This window comes from Sphaerothrix gracilis Ecp01, assembly GCF_030405905.1.
Taxonomy (GTDB): domain Bacteria; phylum Cyanobacteriota; class Cyanobacteriia; order Phormidesmidales; family Phormidesmidaceae; genus Sphaerothrix; species Sphaerothrix gracilis.
Genome location: NZ_JASATW010000006.1, coordinates 205,368 through 231,972 on the forward strand (window position 1 = coordinate 205,368; position 26,605 = coordinate 231,972).

Annotated in this window: 28 protein-coding genes; 17 read left to right on the forward strand and 11 right to left on the reverse strand. The window is 53.8% G+C overall.

What is annotated here, in order from left to right; genetic code table 11:
* Window positions 1-140 precede the first annotated feature (140 nt).
* Window positions 141-680 (reverse strand): bifunctional adenosylcobinamide kinase/adenosylcobinamide-phosphate guanylyltransferase, encoded by a 540-nt coding sequence (gene cobU / locus QJQ48_RS08780; RefSeq protein ID WP_346290841.1) that lies wholly within the window; start codon window positions 678-680, stop codon window positions 141-143.
* A 110-nt stretch (window positions 681-790) separates the two neighbouring features.
* Between cobU and fabD the strand changes: the two genes are divergently transcribed.
* From fabD to QJQ48_RS08825, 9 genes are all read left to right on the forward strand, one after another.
* Window positions 791-1,669, forward strand: coding sequence for an ACP S-malonyltransferase (gene fabD / locus QJQ48_RS08785; RefSeq protein ID WP_346290842.1), 879 nt, complete (start codon window positions 791-793; stop codon window positions 1,667-1,669).
* Window position 1,670: 1 nt separating this feature from the next.
* On the forward strand, window positions 1,671-2,306 hold the full coding sequence (locus QJQ48_RS08790; RefSeq protein WP_346290912.1) for a lysophospholipid acyltransferase family protein: 636 nt from the start codon (window positions 1,671-1,673) through the stop codon (window positions 2,304-2,306).
* A 26-nt stretch (window positions 2,307-2,332) separates the two neighbouring features.
* Entirely contained in the window at window positions 2,333-2,650 is a 318-nt protein-coding gene (locus QJQ48_RS08795; protein ID WP_346290843.1) for a DUF2288 domain-containing protein, read from the forward strand.
* Window positions 2,651-2,658: 8 nt separating this feature from the next.
* Window positions 2,659-3,735 carry an AI-2E family transporter gene (locus QJQ48_RS08800; protein WP_346290844.1) on the forward strand — a complete coding sequence of 359 codons (1,077 nt, stop codon included), beginning with the start codon at window positions 2,659-2,661 and terminating at the stop codon, window positions 3,733-3,735.
* Window positions 3,736-3,777: 42 nt separating this feature from the next.
* Window positions 3,778-4,743 carry a homogentisate phytyltransferase gene (locus QJQ48_RS08805; protein WP_346290845.1) on the forward strand — a complete coding sequence of 322 codons (966 nt, stop codon included), beginning with the start codon at window positions 3,778-3,780 and terminating at the stop codon, window positions 4,741-4,743.
* Window positions 4,744-4,880: 137 nt separating this feature from the next.
* Window positions 4,881-6,008 (forward strand): class I SAM-dependent methyltransferase, encoded by a 1,128-nt coding sequence (locus QJQ48_RS08810; protein ID WP_346290846.1) that lies wholly within the window; start codon window positions 4,881-4,883, stop codon window positions 6,006-6,008.
* 282 nt (window positions 6,009-6,290) lie between these two features.
* On the forward strand, window positions 6,291-6,905 hold the full coding sequence (locus QJQ48_RS08815) for a Uma2 family endonuclease (RefSeq protein ID WP_346290847.1): 615 nt from the start codon (window positions 6,291-6,293) through the stop codon (window positions 6,903-6,905).
* Window positions 6,906-7,248: 343 nt separating this feature from the next.
* Window positions 7,249-7,494 (forward strand): hypothetical protein, encoded by a 246-nt coding sequence (locus QJQ48_RS08820; protein WP_346290848.1) that lies wholly within the window; start codon window positions 7,249-7,251, stop codon window positions 7,492-7,494.
* A 123-nt stretch (window positions 7,495-7,617) separates the two neighbouring features.
* Complete coding sequence (locus QJQ48_RS08825) at window positions 7,618-7,878, forward strand: hypothetical protein (protein ID WP_346290849.1); 261 nt, start codon at window positions 7,618-7,620, stop codon at window positions 7,876-7,878.
* A 36-nt stretch (window positions 7,879-7,914) separates the two neighbouring features.
* On the opposite strand, the gene mutS is transcribed toward QJQ48_RS08825, so the two are convergent.
* On the reverse strand, window positions 7,915-10,698 hold the full coding sequence (mutS, locus tag QJQ48_RS08830; protein WP_346290850.1) for a DNA mismatch repair protein MutS: 2,784 nt from the start codon (window positions 10,696-10,698) through the stop codon (window positions 7,915-7,917).
* An 84-nt stretch (window positions 10,699-10,782) separates the two neighbouring features.
* Window positions 10,783-11,364 carry a YdeI/OmpD-associated family protein gene (locus tag QJQ48_RS08835; RefSeq protein WP_346290851.1) on the reverse strand — a complete coding sequence of 194 codons (582 nt, stop codon included), beginning with the start codon at window positions 11,362-11,364 and terminating at the stop codon, window positions 10,783-10,785.
* A 108-nt stretch (window positions 11,365-11,472) separates the two neighbouring features.
* Between QJQ48_RS08835 and QJQ48_RS08840 the strand changes: the two genes are divergently transcribed.
* The 4 genes from QJQ48_RS08840 (at window position 11,473) to QJQ48_RS08855 (ending at window position 14,634) form a co-directional block, all read left to right on the forward strand.
* The gene (locus tag QJQ48_RS08840; protein WP_346290852.1) at window positions 11,473-12,801 is read left to right on the forward strand and encodes a transporter; all 1,329 of its coding nucleotides are present in this window, start codon (window positions 11,473-11,475) and stop codon (window positions 12,799-12,801) included.
* Between the two features lie 31 nt (window positions 12,802-12,832).
* Window positions 12,833-13,891, forward strand: a complete 1,059-nt coding sequence (locus QJQ48_RS08845) for an endonuclease/exonuclease/phosphatase family protein (protein WP_346290853.1) — start codon at window positions 12,833-12,835, stop codon at window positions 13,889-13,891.
* A 66-nt stretch (window positions 13,892-13,957) separates the two neighbouring features.
* Window positions 13,958-14,284, forward strand: a complete 327-nt coding sequence (locus QJQ48_RS08850; RefSeq protein ID WP_346290854.1) for a DUF433 domain-containing protein — start codon at window positions 13,958-13,960, stop codon at window positions 14,282-14,284.
* A gap of 2 nt (window positions 14,285-14,286) precedes the next feature.
* Window positions 14,287-14,634: a DUF5615 family PIN-like protein gene (locus QJQ48_RS08855; protein ID WP_346290855.1), complete on the forward strand. Its 348-nt coding sequence runs from the start codon at window positions 14,287-14,289 to the stop codon at window positions 14,632-14,634.
* A 4-nt stretch (window positions 14,635-14,638) separates the two neighbouring features.
* Here QJQ48_RS08855 and cobJ read toward each other — a convergent pair whose 3' ends face one another.
* Window positions 14,639-16,537 (reverse strand): precorrin-3B C(17)-methyltransferase, encoded by a 1,899-nt coding sequence (gene cobJ, locus QJQ48_RS08860; protein WP_346290856.1) that lies wholly within the window; start codon window positions 16,535-16,537, stop codon window positions 14,639-14,641.
* A gap of 203 nt (window positions 16,538-16,740) precedes the next feature.
* Between cobJ and QJQ48_RS08865 the strand changes: the two genes are divergently transcribed.
* Window positions 16,741-17,079: a P-II family nitrogen regulator gene (locus QJQ48_RS08865; RefSeq protein ID WP_346290857.1), complete on the forward strand. Its 339-nt coding sequence runs from the start codon at window positions 16,741-16,743 to the stop codon at window positions 17,077-17,079.
* A 4-nt stretch (window positions 17,080-17,083) separates the two neighbouring features.
* Here the strand turns inward: QJQ48_RS08865 and QJQ48_RS08870 are convergent, their stop codons facing one another.
* The 5 genes from QJQ48_RS08870 to QJQ48_RS08890 all read right to left on the reverse strand — a co-directional run bounded on the left by QJQ48_RS08870 (window position 17,084) and on the right by QJQ48_RS08890 (window position 23,252).
* Window positions 17,084-17,905 carry a helix-turn-helix domain-containing protein gene (locus QJQ48_RS08870; protein WP_346290858.1) on the reverse strand — a complete coding sequence of 274 codons (822 nt, stop codon included), beginning with the start codon at window positions 17,903-17,905 and terminating at the stop codon, window positions 17,084-17,086.
* 34 nt (window positions 17,906-17,939) lie between these two features.
* A complete protein-coding gene (locus QJQ48_RS08875) occupies window positions 17,940-18,719 on the reverse strand; it encodes a pseudouridine synthase (RefSeq protein WP_346290859.1) in 780 nt (259 codons plus the stop codon).
* A gap of 87 nt (window positions 18,720-18,806) precedes the next feature.
* Window positions 18,807-20,156 (reverse strand): sensor histidine kinase, encoded by a 1,350-nt coding sequence (locus tag QJQ48_RS08880; RefSeq protein ID WP_346290860.1) that lies wholly within the window; start codon window positions 20,154-20,156, stop codon window positions 18,807-18,809.
* Between the two features lie 131 nt (window positions 20,157-20,287).
* Window positions 20,288-21,415 carry a hypothetical protein gene (locus tag QJQ48_RS08885; protein WP_346290861.1) on the reverse strand — a complete coding sequence of 376 codons (1,128 nt, stop codon included), beginning with the start codon at window positions 21,413-21,415 and terminating at the stop codon, window positions 20,288-20,290.
* Between the two features lie 601 nt (window positions 21,416-22,016).
* The gene (locus QJQ48_RS08890) at window positions 22,017-23,252 is read right to left on the reverse strand and encodes a DUF3747 domain-containing protein (RefSeq protein ID WP_346290862.1); all 1,236 of its coding nucleotides are present in this window, start codon (window positions 23,250-23,252) and stop codon (window positions 22,017-22,019) included.
* A 381-nt stretch (window positions 23,253-23,633) separates the two neighbouring features.
* On the opposite strand from QJQ48_RS08890, the gene QJQ48_RS08895 reads away from it, so the two are divergent.
* The gene (locus QJQ48_RS08895; protein ID WP_346290863.1) at window positions 23,634-24,206 is read left to right on the forward strand and encodes a pentapeptide repeat-containing protein; all 573 of its coding nucleotides are present in this window, start codon (window positions 23,634-23,636) and stop codon (window positions 24,204-24,206) included.
* An 80-nt stretch (window positions 24,207-24,286) separates the two neighbouring features.
* On the opposite strand, the gene QJQ48_RS08900 is transcribed toward QJQ48_RS08895, so the two are convergent.
* On the reverse strand, window positions 24,287-25,234 hold the full coding sequence (locus tag QJQ48_RS08900; protein WP_346290864.1) for a hypothetical protein: 948 nt from the start codon (window positions 25,232-25,234) through the stop codon (window positions 24,287-24,289).
* Between the two features lie 183 nt (window positions 25,235-25,417).
* The gene (locus QJQ48_RS08905; RefSeq protein WP_346290865.1) at window positions 25,418-25,663 is read right to left on the reverse strand and encodes a hypothetical protein; all 246 of its coding nucleotides are present in this window, start codon (window positions 25,661-25,663) and stop codon (window positions 25,418-25,420) included.
* Between the two features lie 327 nt (window positions 25,664-25,990).
* Here QJQ48_RS08905 and QJQ48_RS08910 point away from each other — a divergent pair, with 327 nt between their 5' ends.
* Both QJQ48_RS08910 and QJQ48_RS08915 read left to right on the forward strand, forming a co-directional pair.
* Window positions 25,991-26,242 carry a hypothetical protein gene (locus QJQ48_RS08910; RefSeq protein ID WP_346290866.1) on the forward strand — a complete coding sequence of 84 codons (252 nt, stop codon included), beginning with the start codon at window positions 25,991-25,993 and terminating at the stop codon, window positions 26,240-26,242.
* Window positions 26,214-26,570: a type II toxin-antitoxin system PemK/MazF family toxin gene (locus QJQ48_RS08915; RefSeq protein ID WP_346290867.1), complete on the forward strand. Its 357-nt coding sequence runs from the start codon at window positions 26,214-26,216 to the stop codon at window positions 26,568-26,570. Before QJQ48_RS08910 ends, QJQ48_RS08915 begins: the two co-directional genes overlap by 29 nt.
* Window positions 26,571-26,605: the final 35 nt, after the last annotated feature.

Below are 26,605 nucleotides of genomic sequence, written 5' to 3' on the forward strand. Positions count from 1 at the left end.
AATGGCGAAAGAAAATTGACATTAACACCTAGCTCCATCCTAACGCTACTCCTTCGAGCCAACGGGTTGAAAACATCGTCCTTAGCTGTTTCAAGTATCTGCCGCCGCAAACTTAAGATTCGCTATAGAATTTGCCTTCTCTAAGGCTCAATTTTGAGGCCAATTGTCTGTAGCTCCACGGCATAGCCCGCTACCGCTAGATAGGAAGCCGAAGCGATCGCGGCCACCGCGCGGGTAAGATCCCCCAAGCGATCGCGGAAGCTGCGCCCCACCGCATGAGCCGGAATCACGCCCCAGCCGGTTTCTTCCGCCACTAAAATCACCTCTGCTAGCGTACTCTGTAGGCTTTGGATAAACGCCTGCTGCACAATGCTCCATTCTCCGTCCGGCAGTTCGAGGCAGTTGGTGATCCAGGTGCCGAGAGAGTCAATCAGCAGGCACTCATTGGCCTTAGCCTCCTCCAAAACATCCAAAAGGGCGATCGGTACTTCCCGCAGTTCCCAGTCCAGCGGACGCCGCTGACGATGCTGTTCCAGCCGGGTCTGCCAGTCAGCATCATCTGGATAGTTTTGGGCCGTGGCGACATAGATTACCTGCTTTTCCGATCGCTGGGCTAAAGTTTCGGCCCATTCGCTTTTGCCGGAACGGGTTGGCCCGGTGACTAAAATAATCTGGCTCATGCTTGAATTACTGCGCTTACTCTACTGAGACACCATAAAGGGAAATCTTAAGACTTTTCTAAAATCCCATTTGTTGAGAAAGTGAGGTGTGGACTGTTGATTAAAAAGAAATGACCAAGACCGCGTGGGTGTTTCCAGGACAAGGTTCCCAAAAAGTGGGGATGGGGGCTGACCTGGGCGATCGCCCAGAAGCCAAAGCCAAACTCGACCAGGCCCAGGAAATTCTAGGCTGGTCAGTGCTGGCAGTTTGCCAGGACGAGAACGACAAAGTCTCCAATACGCTCTACACCCAGCCCTGTCTCTACGTAATCGAGAGCCTGCTGACAGATTTTCTCAAGGCTCAGGGGCAGCAGCCGGACTGGGTCGCCGGTCATAGCCTAGGCGAGTACGCGGCCCTCTATGCCGCTGGCGTGTTTGATTTTGCGGCAGGGCTACGCTTAGTGAAGCGGCGGAGCGATCTCATGTCTCAGGCGTCAGAGGGGACGATGGCGGCCCTGATAGGCTTCGATCGCGCTGAGCTAGAGGCAAAGGTCGCCGCTACGGAGGGGGTTGTCTTAGCCAATGACAACAATCCCAGTCAGGTAGTGATTTCAGGAACGCCTGCGGCGGTAGAGGCAGTGATGCAGGGAATCAAAACCAAGCGGGCAGTTAAGCTCAACGTTAGCGGCGCTTTTCACTCGCCGCTGATGGCACCTGCTGCCAGGGAGTTTCAAGAGGTGCTAGACGCGATTGAGTTTAGGCAGGCCCAGGTGCCCGTATTGTCAAATGTTGATCCAACACCGAGTATCGAGGCCGCTACGCTGAAGCAGCGCCTTTCCCAGCAGATAACGGGTCCGGTACGCTGGCGCGAAATTTCCTTGGCCATGTCAGAAGGGGGCATTGAGCGCGTGGTGGAGGTGGGTCCCGGCAATGTCTTGACCGGACTGATTAAGCGCACCTGTAAGGGGCTGCAGCTCGAAAATATCAGCAGCGTTGCCCAAATTGGCTGATATGGGCAGATCGCGCGAACCCGTTGCTAGCCTCCTGCTCTACTACCTGTTTAAATGGCTGGTAGTCAGCCCGGTGCTGCACGCTTATTTTCGCGGACGGATCTACGGAGCAGAACAGGTCCCTCGCCAAGGGCCACTGATTGTGGTGGCTAACCACGCCAGCGACTTTGACCCCCCCATTTTGTCGAACTGTGTGCGACGGCCCGTGTCTTACATGGCCAAAGAGGAGCTGTTTAAGGTGCCGGTTTTAAGTCAGGCAATTCAGCTCTATGGGGCCTACCCGGTGAAGCGCGGCTCTGCCGATCGCAGTGCCATTCGCGCCGCCCTAAAACAGCTTGAACAGGGCTGGGCCGTGGGCGTTTTCTTGCAGGGTACCCGCACGGTCGATGGCCGGATTGACTCACCGAAGCTAGGCGCGGCCCTAATTGCCGCCAAGGCACAGGCGCCAATTTTGCCCGTCAGTCTCTGGGGAACCCACCGCATCCTCAAAGGTAGTTCCTGGCCCCGCCCGGTACCGCTGACGATTCGCATCGGCTCAGTCATTGCGCCGCCCACCTCCACCGATCGCCAGCAGCTCCAAAGCGTCACCCAGCAGTGCACCGAAGCCATTCATCAGCTCCACGACTTGGGCCGCTAGCCGCTTTTGCTCACGAACTTAAACCCATGACTCAGGACTTAAAACTAGAACTGGCCGAAATGGTAGAGCCTGCTATTTGGAGCGACTTGATTCCCCATGCTAAGCGGGACGCGGTGATTGTGGTGACGCCGCAGATGGATATGGTGGAAGTTGGGGTCGCGATCGCCACAGATAATGTCGCCGCCGTGCAGCGCTGGATTGGCGAACAGGTAATTGCCAAACCGACACCAGAGCAGCTTACCGAGTGGAACGGCAATGCCAGCAAGCGCTTGAAGGCTTTGATTATTCAGCCCTATGTGCTGGTGCAAGACAGCCTTGCTATTGAGGGGGAAAGCCCCAGATAATTAGGGGCATGGAACAGAATGACTCCTCCCCTAGTTGGTGGCAGCGCTTCGACAATCTGGCGCTGTTTCGTTTTTTGTTGCTGTTTGCCTGTGGCTGGGCGCTCATTGAATTACTCAATTATTTCGAAATCGTGGTGGTGATTTTTGCCTCATCCACGATTTTGGCCTTTTTGCTCAATCACCCCGTACAGTGGCTCAAGCGATTTCTGCCTCATGGCCTCGCCGTGACGGTTGTTTTCCTGATTGCGCTGATTGTCATTCTCGGCATTGTCAGCACGATGGGGCTGGCGGTACTGTCCCAGGGGCAAAAACTGCTGGAAACGACGGCGGATTTTCTCAACTCCCTGACCCCGGCAATGCAGCAGTTAGAAGCGATGCTGCAGGCGCGAAATCTCAGCGTCGATCTGGCCACGTTAGGAGAGCAGTTTAGGGAGCAGGCGATCGCCCTATTTGGCACCGGACTCGCTCTCCTGCAAGGGGCTTTAGCCAATTTTATCAACGCTATTTTGATTGCCGTCGTAACGCTGTTTATGATGCTGGACGGGGCGCGGATTTGGCACTGGGCCTTGAAAATGTTGCCAATGCATCGACGGCAAGAATTTACTCAGGTGGTGCGTCAAAGTCTGCTGGGCTTTTTTTGGGGACGGTTGTTGCTGTCCATTTTCTTTGGCATTTCCACGCTGATTGTCTTTCTGCTGATGGGGGTACCGTTTGCGCTGGTGCTGGCGGTAATTGCCGGACTGTTTGATCTGATTCCCGGTATTGGGGCGACGCTGGGGATTGGCCTGGTAGCACTGCTGATGCTGTCTCAGAGCGTGTGGCTGGCGCTCAAGATAGTTGTGGTGTGCGTGCTGCTACAGCAGGTGGAAGAGAATATTCTGCTGCCCCACGTGATGAGTGATTCCCTGAATATCAACCCGGTAGTGATGTTTTTTGCCCTGATTGTGGGGGCACGGGTAGCGGGATTGCTGGGAGTTTTCTTGTCAATTCCAATCGCAGCAGTTGTGATTAGCCTGCTAGAAATTGATGAAATGAAAAGCCGCTCGCAGTTTGAGGCCGCTAGCGAGGCAGCATCGGAGTCCTGAACACGGTAATCTGAGGGCGTACGTTTTGTCTCTCTAGCTTCTATGCGATCGCAGTCTGATTCTTTACCGCCGGGGACGCAGCTACACTTCTTCAAGTCCCCTAGGGCTTGGCTCTATGCCCTATGGAAATTTTCCCGCCCCCATACCATTATTGGCACCAGCCTCAGCGTTTGGGGCCTGTTTGCGATCGCCTGGGCCACTGCGCCCACGCTGAATTTGGCGACGCTGCTCCCCGTTCCCCTATGGGCCTGGGTGGCCTGTCTGCTCGGCAATGTCTATATTGTGGGGCTGAACCAAATCGAGGATGTGGCCATCGATCGCATCAATAAGCCGCACCTGCCCCTGGCTTCTGGCGAATTTTCCCGGCGGCAGGCGGTGGGGATCGTAGCGTTTTGCGGCGCGCTGGCGATCGCGATCGCCCTGAGTCAGGGGTCATTTCTGCTAGCTACGGTGGGGATCAGCCTGCTGATTGGCACTGCCTATTCGCTACCGCCAATTCGGCTGAAACGCTTTCCCTTTTGGGCCTCGTTTTGTATTCTCTCGGTGCGGGGAGCGGTGGTCAATTTGGGGCTGTATCTGCATTACAGCGATCGCCTGAGCTTGTCTCTGGGCGTCCCGGCGCGGGTGTGGGCGCTGACGCTGTTTATTTTGGTGTTTAGCTTTGCCATTGCCATTTTTAAGGATATTCCCGATATTGAGGGCGATCGCCGCTACAACATCACCACGTTCACGGTGCAGCTTGGGCAAAAGGCGGTGTTTAATCTGGCTCGTTGGGTGCTAACCCTGTGCTACGGCGGGCTGATTGTGGCGGGGCCGTTTCTGGCGGAGGTGAACGGCTGGTTTATCAGCGTCACCCATCTGGCGGCGATCGCCCTGTTTTGGTTATTAAGCTTGCGAGTGGCGTGGCAGGGACGCACTGCAGGTATTTCTTACCCGGCGTTTTATCAGTTTATTTGGAAGCTGTTTTTTATTGAGTACCTGCTGTTTCCCCTAGCCTGCTGGCTGTAAATAAACCAATATTCTGCCGCCAGGGACTTGCTTCAGCTTCGTGGCAAGCTCAAAGATTTCAGAAGATGCGGACTGAATAAATTTTCAGTGAGTAGGATCAAGTTAGACCGATTTTTAGATGTCAAGCGTATCAGGCCATGACATTTCTTTATCCTCAAACCCGGCATCCGCTGATTCCTCAAGCCCACGCGCCGCAAGCGGATCAGCTTTTCGCTAACCAAATCAAGGAGTTTCGGCAAACACTTTTTGGTACCTTACAAAGCAAGATAAAAGCGCTGTCTGAAAAATTTGCTCAGGCGGAAAACCAAGAGATTTCCTATCCGCATCTGCGCCAGGAACTGGATCGATCTGCAGAAATTCAGGCCGTTCATCATCAGCGTGGGGTGCTGCAAGATCGCCTCTGGCAGCAGGTGGCAGATGAGATTGAAAAAGACCGCGATCGCCTAGCGGCAGCCTTTGCCACCTACTCTCAACCTCAGGACACCCTAGAACTGGACCCAAACCTGGAGATTCCAGCCCATCAGTTGAAAGCAAACATTCATCGGATGCCGGGGGGCTACTTGCAGGACGGTGGGGACGCTGATTTCTGGACGGGAGCTTTGTATGACCACGGCGTTTTTCTCTATGGCCAAGGCTGGTTAGGCTCTCTCAACGATGAACTGGGCCACACCGTCATTCACCATGTTTTAGCTGAGCACTACCCGCAGCTCAAGCCCCACAAAATTTTAGATATGGGCTGTTCGGTAGGTCACAGCACCCTGCCCTATGTATCGGCCTATCCTGAGGCTGAGATTTGGGCCATTGACCTCAGCGCTTCCCTATTGCGATATGCTCACGCCCGCGCCCACGCTTTAGGAAAAACGGTGCATTTTTCTCAGCAAAATGCTGAAAATACGAAGTTTGCCACCAATTCTTTTGACCTGGTGGTCAGCCATATTCTGATGCATGAGATTCCCTGCGGTGCCCGGAAAAAGGTGTTTGCGGAGAGCTATCGCCTGCTAGAGGCAGGCGGCGTCATGGTGCATCTCGATAGCAAACTGTTTCTGTCACCGCCGACACCAATGGCCCGTTATTTCCGCGATACGGAGGTTTGGGCAAATTCGGAACCCTATTTAGGCTCCTCTAGGTTTGAAGATTTTGAGCGCTATGCTCTGGAAGCCGGGTTTAAGCCAGAGAATTTCAAAATTCACTCTGTTCCCGGCTATTATGCAGCTCAGCAGGGCAGCGAGAATGCGGGCTGGGCGGCATTTTGCGCGGTGAAGTGATGAAGCTCGATACCCTGTGGATGCATCAGCTGGAGCATCATCAGATAAACCCCACGCAAAGACTAAACGAACGGGATCGAAATCGCCGAGCTTCGCAGAAGCTAATAGTCCTTGCGCTTCTACAGAAGCTACGTTACCAGCCAATGTGACGGAAGTTATCTACTCTTCCCAAACTGTCCTGAGTTGAACTCAAAATGGACACTAGTAGAGCGAACAATCTGCATGTCTTCAGGCAGTTCAATCTTCTGGCTTGATACGATCGGGTAGTCGATCGCTATAACTATGGTTCTCTCAAATTTACAAACAGGTATCAGCTTCGACGAATTCCTTGTCCAGTATGGGGACAACGATCGCTATGAGCTCATTGATGGAGAGCTAATCGAAATGGAACCGACCGGGCCACATGAGCAAGTCGCTGCTCTCGTCAGCCGCAAATTCAACGTTGAGATCGATCGCTTAGATTTGCCCTATTTCATTCCCCATCGATGCCTCATTCAACCGCTTAGCTCAGCCAGTGCCTTTCGGCCTGATGTAGTTGTTCTGACTGAGCAAAACTTATCCCAAGAGCCACTTTGGGCTAGAGAGCCCGTGATTACCTTGGGTACTTCCGTCAAATTAGTCGTTGAAGTCGTCAGCACTAACTGGCAAAACGACTATGCCCGTAAATACGAAGATTATGAAGCGTTGGGCATTCCAGAATTTTGGATTATTGACTATCTCGGCATTGGCGGCAAATACTACATTGGCACTCCCAAGCAGCCCACCATTACGATTTGCCAGCTTGTCGAAAACGAGTATCAAAAAGTGCTGCTACGACGGGGTGAAACGATTCAGTCGAAGCTTTTTCCTGAGCTAAAGCTTACGACCGATAAGCTATTTGCTTTTGGCTCTCATTGATACTTTTTCGAGTCTATTAACCTACGGCAAAATCCGTCAGCCGGTGATGCGCTTCTGACTTGTAGGCTAAAGCAATATGCTCCACGGTTGACGCCGATCGCTCAGACACGTATCCTCAGACATTAAGCCGTTTCGACGGCGAGTTAACCGCAGAACTCGAAGACCTTCGGCGGTGCCTGCTAGTGTCGCAACCACTAACAGACACCTGACCCGCAACCTGAGACGACCAGATTACGGGCTAGTGGTCAGTTTACCCTAGCCACCGAATTTGTATCTCGCGCGGTGTGCTGGGGTTTTCGTGTTCTGTTTTCCTCAACCCAAAAGTAAAAGGAAACAGAACATCATGTTTCAAGAGTCTCATGCGGGCGCGGCGGCGTCCTCAATTCCGTCTACGCCTGCTCCCCAACGCGCTCCCAAGCGTAAGCGAGTACGCCACGTGCTGATTGGTGACGCCGAAGCCGTCCGGCTCGACATCCACCTGATGCACGTCAAAGGCTACGCCGAAGCTACGGCCTGGAGCGATCCCCAGCCCACCACTAGCCCCGGCGAAGTGGTGCGGGTGCTGATCAAAACGCCAATGGCCGAGTAGCATCCGCAGATCCCAGGGGTCTGTCAGCGTGAGCGAAATGCTTCACGTTGAGGCAAGACCCCTGGGAGCTAGAGCTTTGCGTTCGTGCTAATCTGCCAGTTAGGTTCTTTCGCGCGATCGCTCATGGGTAGTCAATCCACCGCCAAAACTATTTTTCTACTCGTCTCAATGGTGGGCTGGCTAATCGTGGGCGCAGCCCTGATGTATCTTTTTCCAGCGGCAGCGGACTGGCTAGTCGGCTCAGAGCAAACCCACCTGTGGATGACCAACCTCAGTCGCGGCGGCTATGATCCCATGCTGGCGATCGCCGGAGGCGGCGTTACCTTAGCCATCACCGTTCTGGGCAACCTCATCTGGTATCAGCAATTTGAAGGGAAGCAGTAAGGATTTAGCCGTGCTAGACTCCCGTGCCCCCACGACCTAACCAAAAATATCCAGTTGCTCGATTGGGGTTTCGCTGACTGCTGATTTACCATTGCCGTTATCGCGGCGCGGCTGGCTGCGGTGACTCTTGCGCAGACCTACCGCAATCTTGCTGTGCTTCTCAATCTGGCCCATCACCTGCTGCGCCCGCCGAATCACCGTAAGCGGCAGTCCCGCCAGCCGTCCCGCCTCAATGCCGTAGGAACGACTCGCCCCCCCCGGCTGTACCCGGTGCAGGAAAATAATCTGATCCGGCATTTCCTTCACCATCACCTGGTAGTTAGCCACGTTGGCCAAAATGCCCGCTAGCTCATTGAGCTCGTGGTAGTGGGTCGCAAAAATTGTGCGGGCCTGAATTTCACTAGCGAGATGTTCCGCTACCGCCCAGGCAATCGATAGGCCATCAAAGGTTGCCGTGCCCCGGCCAATTTCATCCAGCAGCACCAGCGATCGCGGCGTGGCGTGATTCAAAATGTTGGCCGTCTCGTTCATCTCCACCATGAATGTGGACTGCCCCGTCGCCAAATCGTCTACCGCCCCGACGCGGGTAAAAATGCGATCGCAAATTCCCAGCCGCGCTGACTGCGCCGGTACATAGCTTCCCACCTGAGCCATGAGCTGAATTAGTCCCACCTGCCGCAGGTAGCAGCTTTTGCCGCTGGCGTTGGGGCCGGTGAGGATGATGAGGTCGGGTGAGGAAGGTGGAGGGGGTGAGGAAGGTGAGGAAGATGGAGGGGCTGAGGAAGTGCTGCTGACATCATCTCCTCTACCTTCCCTACCTTCCCTACCTTCCCTACCTTCCCTATCTCCCCCACCGCCTCTACCTTCCCCACCTCCCAACCCTGTCGAATTCGGCACGAAGAATCCGGCTGGCAAAATCTGCTCTACGACGGGGTGCCGACCGGAGTTAATCAGAATTTCTCGACCTTCAACCATCTCCGGGCGGCAGTAGTCTTTGGCGATCGCCACTTCTGCCAGTCCGGCTAGGACATCGACGGCGGCGACGGCGCGGGCGACTTTGCGGATCAGGTCTACGTGGTGACTCACCTCTTCCCGGAGCTGCACGAAGATTTCGTACTCTAGCTTTTGCAAGGCTTCACGGGCGGTGAGGATGCGGTTTTCCCGTTCTTTGAGTTCGGGCGTGATGTAGCGTTCTTCGTTGGTGAGGGTTTGCTTGCGGATATAGTCGTCAGGGGCCTGGTCGGCTTTGGCGCGGGAAATGCTGATGTAGTAGCCGAAGGCTTTGTTGAAGCCGACTTTTAGATTGGAGATGCCGCTGCGATCGCGCTCGGTCACTTCCAAATTAGCAATCCACTGCTGGTCAGCCTCCACCTGCTGCCGCAGTTCATCAAGCTGCTCATTGACGCCGGGGCGAATCAGGTTGCCTTCCGTGAGATAAAGGGGCGGCGTTTCTACTAGGTGCGATCGCAGTTTTTGGCCCAGAGTTTCTAGCTCCGGCGGCACGGACTGGACGGCTTTGAGGTAGGCAGAAGCCGCCTTGGCCGCGATCGCGGCTAGATCCGGCAGCTTTTCAAAGGAGTCGGCTAGAGCCACCAGGTCGCGCCCGTTGGCAGTCCCCGATCCGGCCCGTCCGGCCAGACGTTCTAGGTCGTAAATTTGCTTAAGCAACTGCTGCAGAATCTGGCGCAGGTTGCCGTCATCTAGCAGCTCTTGAATCGTAGACTGGCGGGCCTGAATGCCGTCGAGTCCCAACAGCGGCTGCAGCAGCCAGCGGCGCAGCGCCCGTCCTCCCATCGCCGTCACAGTGCGATCTAAGGCCCACAGCAGGGAACCGCTAAAGGTGCCATCGCGGGCAGTTTGGGTAATTTCTAGATTGCGGCGGGTCTGGTGGTCGATCACCAGGTATTCCGAGAGGGTATAGGTACAGAGAGGCTGCAGGGGAGCCTGCGTGGCTTTCTGAGTCTCTTCCAAATACTCCACCAGTCCCCCCGCAGCCCGCACCGCCAGCGGCAGGTGTTCGCAGCCAAAGCCTTCTAGCGATCGCAGCCGAAACCGTTCCAGCAAGCGCTGTTTAGCTTCACTGTGGACAAAGGGAGCCTGCGATCGCAGGGTGTAGCAAAACTGAGCAGGCAGACAGGCCGGTAGCAGATCGGAAGACTGGCCCGGACGCAGCAGCATACCCAGATCGGGGGCATTAGTGGGCAGCAGCACCTCGGCAGGCTGGAGCCGCATCAGCTCCTGGGTAAGCTGTTCTAAATCGCTGGCCTGAGCGGTCAAAAATTCTCCGGTGGAGACATCGGCGTAGGCCAAGCCCCAATGATTGCCTGAAATCACCACCGCCGCCAAGAAATTGTTCTGGCGGGCGCTGAGCATTCCTTCCTCCAGCACCGTACCGGGGGTGATGACGCGGGTGACTTCCCGCTTCACCAGCCCCTGAGCTTCCGCCGGATTTTCCACCTGGTCGCAAATCGCCACGGCAAAGCCCTTTTCGACAAGCTGAATGCAGTAGCGATCGAGGGCGTGGTGGGGAATGCCCGCTAGGGGCACCCGGCCAATCGCTTTACCTGCGTCTTTGCTGGTCAGCACCAGCTCTAGCTCGCGGGCAATGGTGATGGCGTCTTGGAAGAAAGTTTCAAAAAAGTCCCCTACTCGGTACAGCAGCAGGGCATGGGGATTTTCCTCCTTTGCCTGCACGTAGTGACGCATCATCGGCGTTAGGTCATCCGGGTTCACCGAGCGGTGGTCGGCGTAGCGGACTGTATGCTTGGCTAGGCGCTCAGGAATTCCGTGATTTTGCAGCTCGTCGGCGGAAACGGTCATAGGCAGATGAACGGTGGCTCAGTCTTTCATTGTAGGTCTGAGACTCAGGTGACTGTGAGCACTCATTTTTATTGACCCAAAAATTTACGTCGGCTGGTTAGCCTTGAGGTTTTGAGCCGCGAGGCGCACGGTTTCGTCAATCCGCTTTTGGCGAGTCGCGGCTCGCTTGGCACTTTTGAGCCACCAGAGAATGCCTTTTTTAGCCGAGTCGCTGAAGGCTTGAAAGTGGGCTTTTGCCGTTGGGTCGGTCTCCAGGGCAGCAGCCAGATCGGAGGGAATAATCAGATCTTCCACTTCGTCATAGACTGTCCAAGAACCGTCTGCTTTAGCCTGATCAATCTTTGCCTGTCCGGCTGCCGTCATCAGGCCCTGCGCTAGCAGCTTGGCCACTCGCTGCTTATTCAATCGCGACCAAGGACTCCCCTGACGACGCGGCGAAATGTAGAGCATGGTGCGATCGCCATCGAGCTTGCGCGGCAGGCTGTCTACCCAGCCAAAGCAGAGGGCTTCTTCAACAATGGCGTCATAGGAGACATAGCGATCGCCGCAGTGCTTTTTGAACGTGACCAGCCAGATCCCGTCTGCCTGCGTGTAGTTTTCACTCAGCCAAGCTCGCCACTGCGCTCTGGCAGTCACCTGAACTTTTTGCTTAGTGGCAAGCGTCATTGGCTTAGATTTCCTGTTGGATATAGCTGTCTTTTGACAGGCCGTCTTTTGACATCCCACCTGCAGATTTTTAGGCTAGGCGAATTATTAAGTGCGTGTGGGAACATCGTGAATTTTAAGCTGATTAATGGGGTCTACCTTATCACTGGGCTGTTGGCAACATTAGGCGCACTCCCCGGAGAAGCCAGGACTGACGAGCAAGCAAGCAGCTTAGAAACTAATAGTGCTAGCGCAGCCATTAGCGCCGATGCCTTGCTACCAGTCATTCAAACCGGGGAAAGCGCATCACCTGGTATAGCTGCTGCAGTTTCAGCAATTAACAATCAACCCTCAGAAGCTGCTGTAGTCGTAGGGAAAAATGCGATCGCTGAAACCGCAAGCGAGGCTATGGCTGAAACGGTTGAGACACCCGTGATTAGTCCGCCACCTGACTATCAGTTCACCTCTGAAGACAACTTTTTACTGGTGGATAGCGCTAGCCCCGCCTCAGGAGAAACCATTTACTGGTCACCCGCTCGTCCGGATAGCCACGCGCCTATCGGCGTCATGGGCGATCATACACATGGACAGGGAGAAATTATGTTCTCCTACCGCTACATGTTCATGGAGATGGACGGCAATCGCAGCGGAACGGATTCCTTAACAACAGACGAAGTGCTGCAGCGGTTTCCGGTGACTCCCACCCGCATGACTATGGAAATGCACATGCTCGGCGCTATGTACGCCCCCAGCGACGATTTCACCCTGATGTTCATGGCTCCCTACATCTCCAAAGAGATGGATCACTCCACTCGCTCAGGTAGACGCTTCACCACGAACTCAGAAGGCTTCGGAGATATCAGCCTGTCGGGGCTATACACCGTGCTAGATCAAAGTCGGCAGCGGCTTCATCTCAACCTGGGCCTCAGTTTTCCCACAGGTTCCATCGAGGAGCGCGATGCGACCCCAATGGGACTCGATCAAATTTTGCCGTATCCCATGCAAATTGGCTCAGGCACGTTTGATCTGCGCCCTGGTGTTACCTACCTCGGCCAGGCAGGAGACTGGTCATGGGGCAGTCAGGCTATGGGGATCATTCGCCTGGGGACCAATGACAATGGTTATCGTCTAGGCGATCAGCTGATGCTGACTGCTTGGGGCGCTCATCGATGGACAGACTGGTTTAGCACTTCCCTGCGTCTGGGCGGACGTACTTGGGGCAATATTGACGGCCAAGATGACCGGCTCAATCCCAATATGATTCCGACAGCCAATCCGGATTTACGCGCTGGCACTCAGTTAGACCTGGGGCTGGGCCTCAATTTTTATGTCCCCGAAGGTAGCCTGCAAGGGGCGCGGTTGGGCGTGGAGTTTAATTTGCCACTTTACCGCAGTCTTTCAGGGCCGCAGCTAGAGACTGACTTTAGCGTCACCGCTGGCCTGCAGGCCTCTTTCTAACTGAAGCAAATCGACACGGATGCTGGGTTAGTTGGCTATCTTAAGTGAAGGCAAAGAGAGTGCTTTTCTAACCCGTCAGAGAGCCAATGTGAACGCGATCGCCGAGCATTTTACAAAACATCGTCGAGCCTGGGCTTGGGGCATCTGCCTCGGACTGGTTGACCTCACTATCTTGGCCCTGGTCAGCCAGCAGCCGCTGAATCTTTGGTGGCTAGAAGCGCTGGTCAGTCTGCAAACCCAGTATGCCGGACTGGCTGTGTTGGGCGTCATCGCGATCGCTCTCTTGCGCCAGCGCTGGCCTCTTTTAATCGCACTGGTCTGCGTTGGCGTGCTGCTAGCCCAGCTTTTCCCGTTCTACCGTCCGGTGGCGGCTAGCGCCCGCTTAGAACCGCTGAAGGTGCTGGTCGCCAATGTCAATATTCGCAACCTCAGCTATGACCAGGCGATCGCCCTAGTTGAGCAGGAACAACCCGATTTAGCCGTGTTTATTGAGGTAGACGATCGCTGGATTGAGCAGCTTCAGGTACTCACGCAAAGCCTGCCCCACAGCGCTGCCAAGCCCCGCTCCAGCGCTCTGCCCTACAAAATCGCCACTGCGCCAGATAATCCCTTTGGCCTGGCGGTTTATAGCCGCTTTCCGCTGCAGAATCCGGTGATCAAGCCGCTCGGCAGCTCTAGCAAAATCAACATTTTGGCTGACTGGCAGGTGGGCGATCGCCCGATTCACCTCATCGCTACCCATCCGCCGCCGCCCAAAAATCAGCGCCTGTTTGAACAGCGCAACCAGCAGCTAGCAGCGATCGCTCAGTACGCGCAGGAGCAGGCTGATGAATCGATCATCCTCCTGGGCGATCTCAATACCCCCATGTGGTCACCTTACTTTAAGCAGCTAATCGCGGCTACAGATCTGCAGAATGCTCGCTGGGGCCAGGGCGTATTGCTGACCTGGCCGACCTTTCTCCCTCCTTTCCTGCGCATCCCCATCGATCATTGCTTGGTGACGTCAGATATTCAGGTACTAGACGCCCACGTCGGCAGGAATATCCACTCCGACCATTTACCCCTAGTTGTGACTCTAAGCGTTTCTTGAAACTCATCTGCTAGCTACTATTGAAGTGATAGCAGTTTTGGCGATCGCCCCTGACTGGTTTAAGCTATGACCCTTCAGCAGCTCCAAGCTCAACTTCTGGCTCTATCGGTTGAGGAAAAAGCGCAGACTATTCAGCTATTGGTGGCTAGTCTCAGCGGGACTTGGGTAGGTATTGAAAAGACACCTGGCGTTATGGGCGGAGATGCTTGTATCCGCCAAACCCGTATTCCTGTCTGGCTGCTGGTAAGCTTGCGCGGCCAGGGAGCAACTGAAGCTGATTTGCTAGAGGATTATCCAGGGTTGACGGCTCAAGATTTAACGAACGCTTGGCTCTATGCTGAGGTAAATAGCAATGAAATTGAGGCAGCTATTCAACGCCAAGCCGCAGCCTAATAATGACAAGTTTTTATGCTGATGAAGGGTTCTCAAAAAAAGTAAGCCTTCTCTTAAGAAAGCTGGGTCATAACGTTCTGACTGTCCAGGAAGCCGGGCAAGCCAATCAACGAATTCCCGATCAACAGGTTCTCGATTTCGCTAGTCGTCAAGGGCGAGCTGTTCTGACTGTAAACAGAGCTGATTTCATTCGCTTGCATAAGCAAAATTCAAATCATGCAGGCATTGTTGTTTGCACCGAAGATTTAGATCGTCAGCGTCTTGCTAATCGTATTCATGACGCTGTTTCAGAGGTTGCAGACTTGACTGGTAAGCTAATTCGGATCAATCGACCCTCTATTACGGAATAAGCTTTCACAAAGATGAGCTTTTCCCCAGATAGCCCCTCGGTGTCACGATCCAGGGGCCGTAGCGCTGGCTGCTTTGGTTGCCGATGAGGACGGTGGTAAGCATGTCAATCGGGTGATTGAGAAACTCGTCTAGGGTTGTGAGCGTGATCGATTCATCGGTTCGGTAAACCGAACGGACTAGGGCGACAGGGGTATTGGGATCGCGGTGCTGGCGGAAAATTTGCTGGGCGATCGCAATTTGCTCCGTCCGCTTTTGCGACTTGGGATTGTAGAGAGCGACGACGAAGTCTGCTGCCGCAGCTGCCTGCAAGCGTTTTTCAATCACGGGCCAGGGAGTCAGTAAATCGCTGAGGCTAATGGCGCAAAAGTCATGCATCAGCGGCGCGCCCACTCGTGAGGCGGCAGCCTGGAGGGCAGTGATCCCGGGAAATACCTGTACCTGCTGGGCGAGTTCGGCTAAATCCTCAGCCTGTAACATTTCCAGCACCAGCCCCGCCATGCCGTAGATACCGCAGTCCCCGGACGAAATCACCGCCACGGTCAGGCCCCGCTGGGCCAGGGCGATCGCCCGCTCTGCCCGCTGCCGTTCCTGGGTAATAGGCAACGCTTCCACAATTTGCCCCGGATGCAGCAGCGGCTTGATCAGATCTACATATAGCCCATAGCCAATGACCACATCCGCCTGAGCGATCGCCCCTTTCGCCGCTGGGGTGATCTGATCGAGGCTGCCCGGTCCGGTGCCCACTAGCCAAAGCTGACCTGTGCGCCCAGTATATTCCTGCTCCGCCTGGGCGATCGCCACCGTTACCGCTCCCGGTTCTCCGTCCTGGCGCACCACCTGCTTCGAGACTCGCAGCGCGGCAGCCGTCTCATCCGCCGCCAAGAGTGCCGCCGCCTCAGCCACGCTGGGCGTCCCGACCGCAGCAGCCACCACCTCAGAGGGCGTCGGCACATCCACCTGCCGCAGGCTTTCCGCGCTGAAGCAGCGCAGCGGCCAGCCGCGATCGCGACAGAGCTGGACTAATCCCACCTCGTCGGCTTTGAGGTCAAGGGTTCCTACCCCCGCGATCGCCGCCTCGGCCAGGTGATTTTTTTGGCAAACCTGGGCGATCGCCGTCTCTATGAGTCTCTGAGAGGTGCCCCGCTCGCAGCCAATCCCTAGCCACAGCACCCGTGGATGCCACTGAACTTTAGGCAGGCTGCTCTGCTGGGCGAAGCGGCGCTGAGCCGGACTAATCCAAACGCGGGCTGCTGGTTCAGGTCGAATTTCTTGCCGCTCCGCCGTGAACTCAGGCCAGCCCAACTGCAAGGGATGATCGGCAGGCAGCCCTGTCTGCCAGAGCGACGACCCGGCTTCTTGAATCACCTGGACGGGCTTTTCAGCGGCGATCGCGGCGCTCACCCCTGTCCAGTCACCGCTACCCCGCAGCCAGCCAAAGGGAATCCCCCAGGTATCAACTCCCGGCATTTGTAGGCGATTGGCTGCACCCGTAAGAACCGGCGTTGCGCCTAGACAGGCTGCTATAGTCTGCGTCAGGCGATCGCCGCCCGCCTGATGCCCACCGCAGAGACTGATCACAAACTGACTCTGCTCATCCAGAACGACCACAGCCGGATCGGTAGCTTTATCCGCTAGCAAAGGGGCAATCAGCCGCACAACGGCCCCCGCAGCCAAGCAAAATACTAAACCGTCATAGTCAGACCAAGCCGAGCTTAAAGCCTGCCGTAGTGAGGTTTGGTAAACATGGTGTTTAAGGCCCGTCAGCCGAGCAGCAACTGATGGATACAGCGATTCTGACAGCCAGAGTTCGGCTCCGCTAGCCTGACACCAAGGAATAAGCTGATTAATCCCCGCTGGCGTCGTGGCGATCGCAGCTATTGAACTAGAAAGCAGCTCATTCATAAAATTAGGCAAACGTAACTGATTAATTTACAAACACAAAAATTGGTCGCTGGGCATCCTATGATAGGCCCTCAAACACCTGTAAACTTCAGTTGCAGCCCCCCAGCTTTTGTAGCAACATATACAGACATGGGGCGATTTTTGAAACTTAGCGGTTCATTTCCAGTTCAAGTCACAGTCCATTCATTTAGGAGTCTAGAGTTTTGAAAAAGATTGATGCAATTATCCGGCCCGCAAAGCTGCAAGATGTCAAAGCCGCTTTGCTGAAAGCAGGCGTGTCCGGCATGACGCTCTCTGAGGTCAGAGGCTTTGGTCGGCAAAAAGGGCAAACAGAGGTGTACCGAGGAGCCAAGTACACCGTCGATTTCCTGCAAAAGCTTTGCCTAACCGTTGTGGTCGAGGATCATCAGCTCGATAAAGTCTTGGAGACGATTGCCGCTGCCGCCAATACCGGGCAAATTGGCGATGGTAAGATTTTTGTTTCACCCGTTGAAAAGGTTTACCGCATTCGGACAGGTGAAACGGATTCAGACGCAGTGTAAAGCCTTAAGGTAGGACGGCGGTGCTGTTGAGGCTGATTTGCTCTTCCTGAGAGAAAGTAACTTCAGCAACCATGCCGGGTTCGCCCAGCTTTTCCGCCTCCTTACCGTTGTGAGCCACCAGGACGCCGCCAGCATTGCCTGCTCTTACGGTGAGCTGCTCGTCTGCCTGCCACTGCTGGCTTTCACCCTCTTTCATAATGCCTTCAAACTGCGTTTCCCCGTCTACCACAACCCGCATCCAAGACTGGGAAATCAAAACAACCTTGACCTGAATCCCCTCGGCTGGCAAAGCTTCCGTGATGGTTGGTGATTCAGCACTGGCCGCACCCTCTGGCTGAGACGCGTTCCCTGCGGGCGGCTGTTGGGCTTCCTCAAGCTGATTTAAAGGATCTAAGGCTGGCAAGGTAGCAGCTTCTGGTGTGTTGCGCTGAAGTACATAGGAAAGACCGCTTACCGCAGCGATCATAATCAGCACATAGACCGCATAGAGGTGAAACGGACGGAGCTGAGCGGCGGCTGACGTCTGCCAAGATAAGCCCGCCTTGCGCAGATGCGGGTGAAGCACAAACTGGCTGGCGACCATCTCACCGTCAAGACCTAGTTTAGTAGCATACAGCTTGATTAGCCCTCGGATATAGATGGGTTCTGGCAGTTGCTCTAAATCAGCAGACTCAATAGCTGCCAGCAGGCTACGGCGGATTAGCGTCCGGCTGGCCAGTTCCTCTAAAGATAGAGACTGCTGCTCACGCGACTGCTTCAGAAAGCTGCCAATTTCGGCTAGCTGTTCTCGCTGCATCTGTTCTAGGTCTCGGACTTTTTTCTTCATGGGCTAACCATCAGGAGCATAGAAGCCTCGCTGTTCATTGTGAACTAGCTGGCATATGACTTGACGAAATCAGGGATGTATCAGGCATCGTTTGAGTCAGCATAGCCACTTCTGGGGCAGCTAAGATCCGGTAATGACCGCTTGGCAACTTGCCAAGCTCAATTGGGCCAATAGCAGTTCGCTTGAGCGTAACTACTGGATGACCGAGCTGTTTAGCCACGCGACGAATCTGTCGGTTGCGCCCTTCCCGCAAGACTACGCGCAGCAGCGTCCGGTCTGGAGCTGACTGCTTTAGCACTTTTATCTGGGCGGGCAGCGTTTTTCGCCCTAATAGGACTATACCGTGTCGCCACTGCTGCAGACGATGGGCTGAGGGACGGCCCTCAACCTCGACTTCATAGGTTTTAGCGATTTGATGCCGGGGATGGGTGAGCTGATAGGTCAGATGACCATCGTTGGTTAGCAACAGCGCTCCGGTAGAGTCGGCATCTAGTCGGCCTACCGGATGAATGCCCTGCCCTTGCTGCCAGGCTAGAGGCAGCAGACTGAGAACAGTGGGCCGTCCCCAGGGATCTTCGCAGGTAGAAACGACGCCTGCTGGCTTATGCAGCAGCAGGTAGTAGCTATCTGGCTGATTAGCAGGCTTCAGCACTAAACCATCAACGGCAATTTCATCGGTTTGCGGATCGGCTTTTTGGCCTAGCTCCGCGATCGCCCCATTGAGCATGACGCGACCTTCGCGGATAAGCTGCTCGGCCTGTCGGCGAGAAGCCACTCCCCACTGAGATAAAACCTTCTGTAGCCGCTCCTCCATACCAGGGTCTAAATCAAGCTAATATTGCAAACCGCTCAGGCATTATTGAAGCAGGTTATTACAGAAGATTACAAGTGGGGAAGACCGTTATTGTGCGGCTGAAACCGGGGTAATCAGCAATCGATAAGGTAAATAAATCTTCAGCCACCCACCCCCCGTATCCGGATGATTGTTCGCCTCCACCCGCCCCTGATGAGCCTCAATAATTTGTCGCACAATAGCCAATCCCAACCCTGTGCCCCCTTTGATCACTTCCTGCTTGGGCGTACCGAGACTGGTAGAGACCTCTAACCTTTGGGTTCGGCTGCGGGCCGGATCAGCCCGATAAAATCGTTCAAATACGTGGGGCAGGTCTTGCTCAACAAACCCAGGGCCAGCATCAGTAATTTCGAGCAGAACGTAGCCTGCGTTTTCTGAGACATCGCTAGGGTGGATGCTGAGGGCAGCTTGAATATGCTGTCGGGGCGGGCTGTACTTGATAGCGTTATCCAGTAAATTGACCAGCACCCGGTACATTAGGGATTCGTCTAGCTCAATCAGCAGTTTTTCAGGGCCAAAATAGGTAATCTGTAGCTGCTTGATGCGGGCTAAGGGTTCCAAACTCTGCCAGGCGGCAAAGATAAGCTGGGTGAAGTCTAGGGCTTTGGTGTTGAGGCCGCTGAAGTGTGGTCCTTCTAAACGGCTGAGATTTAGCAGGTCTTCAATCAGGTTGCTGAGGCGAATGGTTTCATTCAGCAGGCGATCGAGCCAGCCCTGTAGAGAGGCATCAACGCGAGTCTTTAAGGTTTCTGCCACTAGGCGAATTGAGGTCAGCGGCGTTTTTAGCTCGTGGGCGACATCTGACATCCAGCGATCGCGCTGCTGGATTAGCCGCGTGGCCTCCCGCCGGTTTTCCAAAAAAACGCCTATTTGGCCTCTTTGCAGCGGAAAGGCAGAGCCTCGTAGCGGGTAAGCCGGACGCTCTGATAGATCAAATGGATCGGCTGGAGCTGAATAAAGCGTCCAGTCTTGATGGCCAGGCTGCTGGCTTTGACGAGTGCTCTCAATAAGCTGATCTAACTCATAGGAGCGAACGACTTCTAATAAGAGGCGAGGCAGAGCTTCTGTATCCGTCGAGAGCGGTTTTAGGGCTAGCAGCTTTGCGGCCCGCGAATTGTACCAAAGTAGCTGGTTCTCTTCGTCTACCAGCAAGTAGCCAATCGGGGCTTTTTCTAAAATTTGCTGATAGGCCTGTAGCTGCTGCTCTAGCTGGGCAATATCGCCCCGCTGCTGGGCGATCGCGCTAGAAAGCTGAGACGCATAGGAAATACCGTTCACCCCGGCATCAGATTTGAGCTTTTGCAGCCACACTTTGAGCCGCGAACTGTACCAAGCCCGATACCAAAGCAGCAGGCTTAGCCCTAATCCAAGCCCCAGCAAAAACCACAGTAGCGGCACAGTCTTTCCCTAAGCATCGTTTTAAGCATACTCAATGAAACTGATTAAAGTCTCTTGCGATCGCTCAAAAATTGAGTGCTGATCAGAAGAGGCAAGGCTCGCTAGACCTGGGAAAATTGCTGGCAACAGCCTTAAGGCGCGCCTGTATTGCTGGTGTCGGGCAAAGAAGTGAGTAAATCGCCCGGTTCACCCAACGCCTCTATCCAATTGACGACCTGAGGGTGCTGTTGCTGCCAGACTTCACACTGAGCTTTTACATCGGCCAGATGAGCTTCTACGTTATCAGGCGTTACGTAAACGCCAAAATCTGCTGGCCCTGCGGCAACTTCATGATCAAATAGCCGATTCAGGATAATATTTCCCACTAAAAATGTGTAATGGGACGGATCGTCAAAATGCTGCATGTCCGAAACAATCGGCTCTGTCGTAATGCTGTTGCAGCCTGCAAAATCCCAAACGGGATGAATGGCAACAATTTCTTTTAGCCACTGCTGATAAGCTGGCCACAGATTTTTAACCTTAGCAATATGAAACAAGCTCACATGCAGCGGCGGAACAAAAACCTTTAAATCAATCGATTCTGCTGCGGCCATAGCCGTAATTTCTCGAAACTGCTCTAGCGTTTCTGGCGATCGCTGATAGTTCCAATACATCTCCTCCGCTGCCGAAAAGTCTTCTAAAATTTCAATCTCAAAAATCTGTTGCCGCTGCTGGGGATCAATGTATCTACTGCCAGTGCCATCTTCATTAAAATAAGCGCCTCGTTGCGCTGGATTAAAGGTAAGCTGGAGAGCGCTTAGAGAAAAATATAGTGCTAAAAAGTCTTTTACAGGTATTTTTTCAGCCGCGATACGCGCCTCGGAAAATCCCGGCCTGACCCCTCTCGAAGCATTAAAGGCATAAAAGTCTAGGCCGACGACAGCAGTTTTCAAAGTGCCTTGGGCAGCCGAGTGTTGAAAATACTGCTGCACCTCGTAAATATTTGCCCCCAAAACACCGAGGTTATAAGCTGAAGCATAACGATCAAAGACAGCATGGTTGGGATCAAGTCCTCGAACAACTCCAGAAGATCCCAGCAAAACAGCTTCTGGATTCAGCCGATTGACTTTCAGGGCCTTGACGAGGCGGTCATTGTGAACACGCCCGCCCCGGCCTCTCAAACCGTAGGGATCGCTGATAAAGTTAATAGCAAAAACTACGCTCAGGCCAATCGCGATGCAGCTAGAAAAAGTTTTCAAAAACGAGTTATAAGATGCCATAGCCAGTTTTGAAAATTGATGGATTAAGCATTTTTTGAAATCGAACCCATAGGCTATATGTCCAGGCGGAAATAGCCCTTCAAGCCACCGGATGATTCTGCTGCAATTGAATAGCTAAAGTTGACCGAGACACTGACTCGATCATTCCGTATCGCTTTTACACTATTCGCGCAAGCAGCTCAGCCGAAGATGAGAATTTAGCTGATGTCTTGAGTAATCCTACTGACCTAAAATATAAAGCTGCTGCCCAGAACTATTGTTTTGAGACGGCTGACTTTACTCAATCTTCTTAATTAATTCAAAGATTTTTCTGCGGATTTGTGTCTGAAGTCAAGTAAAAATAAAAATTTTGTAATCGCAGCTAAAACTGTCTTGCTGCGGCAAAGCCCCTGATTTTCTGCAAGATGGCGACCTGAGGATAGCGACTCAAGGACAGCGAGTGCCAGCCACAGATCGGATCAACAGTAATTTTCCAAAATTTCATAATCCTCGGGCTAGCTTTTCAGTCAAACCACCAGTAGCCAGAACAATACGCATTGAACCAAAAAAGCCTCTCTAGCTACTCAGCTAGAGAGGCCAGGATAATGACAATCGCTAACTGTTAGGGTGATTGGGGAGCTTCGCAGTCAAAGAGCCGCACGATGGCCGCAGAAGCGTAGTTCCTCAGAGCTGGCGCACTGGGGGCGAAAGCAGTACCCGTCTCGTTGAGCGGCGAGGCTACGCCGCAGTGAGCCGACATCAGGCTGATTAGATTTTCGCCCCAGTGACCGTTGATATCTGTGAAGCCAAAGGGCTGCTGATTCAAGGGTAGATCAGGGCTAAGACCTAGCTGGCGACGACGGAATTCAGCCGCCCGGCGAATCATAGCCATCAGCTCAACGCGAGAAACCGTTGCAGAGGGCCGGAAAGTACCTACCACGTCACCGCTGACAATGCCATTGTCTTTGGCGAACTTGATTTTAGCCGCACTCCAGCGATTCGCCGCGACGTCGGGGAAAGGAGCCGTGGAAACCTGGTTAGGCACAGCTAGATCGACATTGGGCAGCTGAACCTTTAGCGCTTCAACTAGCATCGAAACGGCCTGCTCACGGGTCACAGGCTGGCGCGGGCCAAAGGTGCCGTCTTGAAAACCGGAGATGAAGCCAATTTCAGTAGCCCGCTCAATCTGATTGGCATAGAGATCGCCGCGAGTATCTGGGAAGGTCGGCGGCGTGGGCGTGGGGGTCGGCGTAGGAGTCGGCGTGGGGGTGGGCGTCGGCGTAGCAACCCCTTCAGCCGCCAATACCTGAGCTAAGGTCAAATCGTTCGTGAAGTAGTAGTGCCCTAGGGTGCGGCCTTCATAAGTACGCTTCGTCAGACGCCAGCCTGGATTGAGCATGAGCTTAGTGAAGCCAGTGTTGCTCACGCCTGCGGCTCGACCAATTGTAAAGCGACCACTGGTGTTAGAAACTCCCTGCAGTACGAGGTTGCCGCCTTGCTCGCGCACTTGCAAGCGGAAGCTAGGGCCAAGGTCAGCATTGGCTAAGCGGATAGAATAGCCGTTGCTGTCCGCAGCGCGGTTACAAATACCCGTGAAGTCAAAGTTTAGGAGCAGGGGCGTCACTGCCACTGGATTAGAGCCAGATTCGCTCCAGCACTGACGCTCATCGGTGACTTGCTCGTAGACATATAGCTCATAGGGAATGAACCGAGAACCCGGTGCTGCAATGACAACGACCTCGTCTTGGTCAATTTCGGTGCTGCCAAAGGTTTGAGCCAGCGCCGTACCCGTGCCGCCCAAAAGCCCTATTGCTGAAACTGCGAGGGCTGCTGCTTTCAGCCGTACAGAAGTTTTCATGTTAATCCTTGCTTACCTGTGAATTTGAACAGTGCTGCCGGACAGCCGGAGATGCACACCCGCTTGCAGAGGGCAGTCATAGGGCATCGAGCTGTTGCAGACTTTTTGAGTGAATTTTTGCTATGTATCTTTGCTGTCGAGGTTGAGTCTACAGCAGAAGGAATTGGAATTGAGTTTAACTTGAGGATAAGACTGTTTCGCTTTGCTCCAATCGGTAAGATCCAATACAGATCTTAAAAATCCAGTCCTCACACTTATCTCCCTTGTAGAAATTCTTCACGACAACAAGGCAAAATAGAGCTGGGTTTGGACAGTTTCTCATGGGGCACACTTGAATGAGCCTCTGCGTCAGTCAGATAGGGCTAGTTGAGGAGTAAGGCTTTGCAGCGCGATCGCCGTCAAATTATTGGTACGTTTCTCGTAGCAGCTTTTACGGGGCTTGGGAGTCTGTCTCTACCGGCAATTGCAGAAGACAGCGAAGTGGAAGCTTTGCGCAAAGTCCGGCAGGTGGTAGAAAACAACGGCTGTCCCGGCTGCGACCTGCGCGATATAGATTTGCGGCGGCTAGACTTAGGCGGGGCTGACCTCAGCGGGGCCAATTTAGCCGGGGCTAACTTCTATCGCAGCCGCCTCGACGGCGCTAATTTGAGCGGGGCCAATCTGGAAAATGCTTACTTCGGCAACGCCAGCCTACAGTATGCCAATCTAGCGACTGCCAACCTCCAGGACGCCGATCTAACGCGGGCTACTGTGACGGATGCTGACCTGTCACGGGCTAATCTGCGCAATGCCCGGATTGAGCAAACCGACTTTCGCGGAGCGCGGTTACCCCAGGCTGACATGACCGGGGCGCTGGTAATTAGCAGCAATTTTGCTGAAGCCTACCTGTGTGAGGCAATTACCCAATATGGCTGGGAATATGTAAGTGACTGCGAATACTTGACGATTGACTAAGGCGGGTGCTGGGTTTCGTACCGCAACCACAACCGACATTGACTCATGTTTGACGGCGCCTCTTTACTTAGCGGCATCGCTCATTCGGCGTTAGCGAAGTAAGGCAGTTTGACTGCAGATGGGGGCCAATGGCGGTAGATAAAGGCAATTAGCCAGGGCAAACCCAGCACTAAATAGAGGTAGCCGAGGGTTGCCTGCGATCGCAGATCGGCTAAGGTATAGTTCACCGGGGTGAGGCTGGAGACGGTGAGGCCATTGTCTATAAAAACAAGGCCATAGCCAATGGCGGCAGCGGCAAGGGCGTGGACGATGGGCGGCGCTAAGCTGCGGGTCTTGAGATAGAGCAGGATTTCTATGAGGCTAAAGGCGATCGCGCTGAGGGCTAATCCCAAAGAAGGCAGGTTGGCTAGGGCCGCGATTCCCAGATTGACGCCCACAGCCCAGGATAAACCCCACTTGTAGCTCCAGCGGTGCAGCACTAAGCCAAAAATCAACAGCTTAGCGATGACGTTTTGATAGAAGCCGAGCAGCCATATCAGGCTGATGAACAAAAGCGGCGATGAGCTGGCAGCTAGTGCCTCGGTAAGTTCGTTGGTGTTCTGGTTGACGGCGGTGAGGACTAGATCAGGTGCCCAGTAGGTGAGCAAGGCGTTGCCGACGCGGTAAAACCCCATGAGGCAAAGCTGAGAGGCGATCGCCAGTCCGAGGGTCAATTTCCAAGGTAAGTCTGGCGTGATGGGTCCGATGAGCTGCTTGAGGCGGATCTGGTGTTTGCGACAGCCTAGCCCAACGACGAGGAGGCCGATCCCAGTGACGCCAACGAAGTAGAGCTGGCTCAGCCAGAATGATCTTTCTTCAAGAGCCTGTAGGTCAAGCGCTTCTAAAAAAGAAATAGGCAGCGCGATCGCCAGTACGGTAGAAAACACTATTAGCGCGATCGCCATGCCGATGACCAGTCGCAGCAGCACATAGCGGACTTTGAAACGGCGGAACGGATTGGCGACGGAAAAGTCAGAATCAGACACCATAACCTGAAAACAATTACCCTGCTCCAGGGTAGTCGATCATTTAGGTAGGAATCTGTGAGAGCGATCGCCCTAGGTATCTGGCTTGGCGCTCTATAGGGGTCGCTATGGCGTCAGCTCCCAGGGATCTTGCCTCAACGTGGATCATTTCGCTCACGCTGACAGACCCCTGGGATCTACAGAGCGCTATTCGACTAGCGGCGTTTTGATCAGTACCCGTACCACTTCGCCGGGGTTGGCGGTGGGCTGGGGGTCGCTCCAGGCAGTGGCTTCGGCATAGCCTTTGACGTGCATTAGGTAAATATCCAGCCGAACGGCTTCGGCGTCACCCAGCAGGATGTGCCGCACCCGCCTACGCCGTGAGGAGCGTTGAGGCACTGGAATACACAGATCTGTGGACGCAGCCGCGCCCGCATCGGAAGATTGAAACATGATGTTCTGTTTCCTTTTACTTTTGGGTTGAGGAAAACAGAACACGAAAACCCCAGCACACCGCGCGAGATACAAATTCGGTGGCTAGGGTAAACTGACCACTAGCCCGTAATCTGCTCGCCTCAGGTTGCGGGTTAGGTGCTTGTTGGAGGGGCTAACTCCTTCAGGCACCGCCGAAGGCCTTCGAGTTCTGCGGTTAACTCGCCGTCGAAACGGCTTAATGTCTGAGGATACGCATATGGGCGATCGGCGTCAACCGTGGAGAGGCGATCGCTTACTCAATCAGCTAGGCTTAAACTAAAGCTGTTCAACTATTCTTTCTGCTTTATGCAAGCTTATGAACTACCCGCCACAGTAACTGCTGATGGTTATCTGGTATTGCCTAACTTTCAGCTCAATCTTCGCCAAAATACTCAGGTTAGAGTCATTGTTTTGGTGGAAGAGGTGGAAACTGACGACATTCAAGAGGCTGATTGGCTGCACTCGGCTGCTCAAAATTCGGCCTTTGATTTTCTGAGTGATCCTGAAGAAGATATTTACAATGTAGGTGATGGCAAACCCTTCCAGTTCCAAGGGTAAGGTTGTTTTAGTTCCGTTCCCTTTTGATAATTTATCGACTACTAAGGTTAGACCTGCTGTTTATCTAACTGATCCAATCGGAACATACAAACATGTCTTGTTGGCCTTTGTTACTAGCCGTATTGCTCAAGAAATTTTGCCAACAGATATTATTCTTGACAAATCGCATCCAGACTTTGCTGTTAGCGGTTTACATAAGCCGTCTACTCTACGTCTGCATTTTTTGATGACGGCTCGCGTTTCTCTGATTTTGCGAGAACTGGGATACTTATCTAATGAAACTCAAGCGGATATTGCTAAGCAATTATGCAATTTTATAAAAGAGTAAAATGAAATGGAGTCAGGTTCTATCTTGTTGTATAG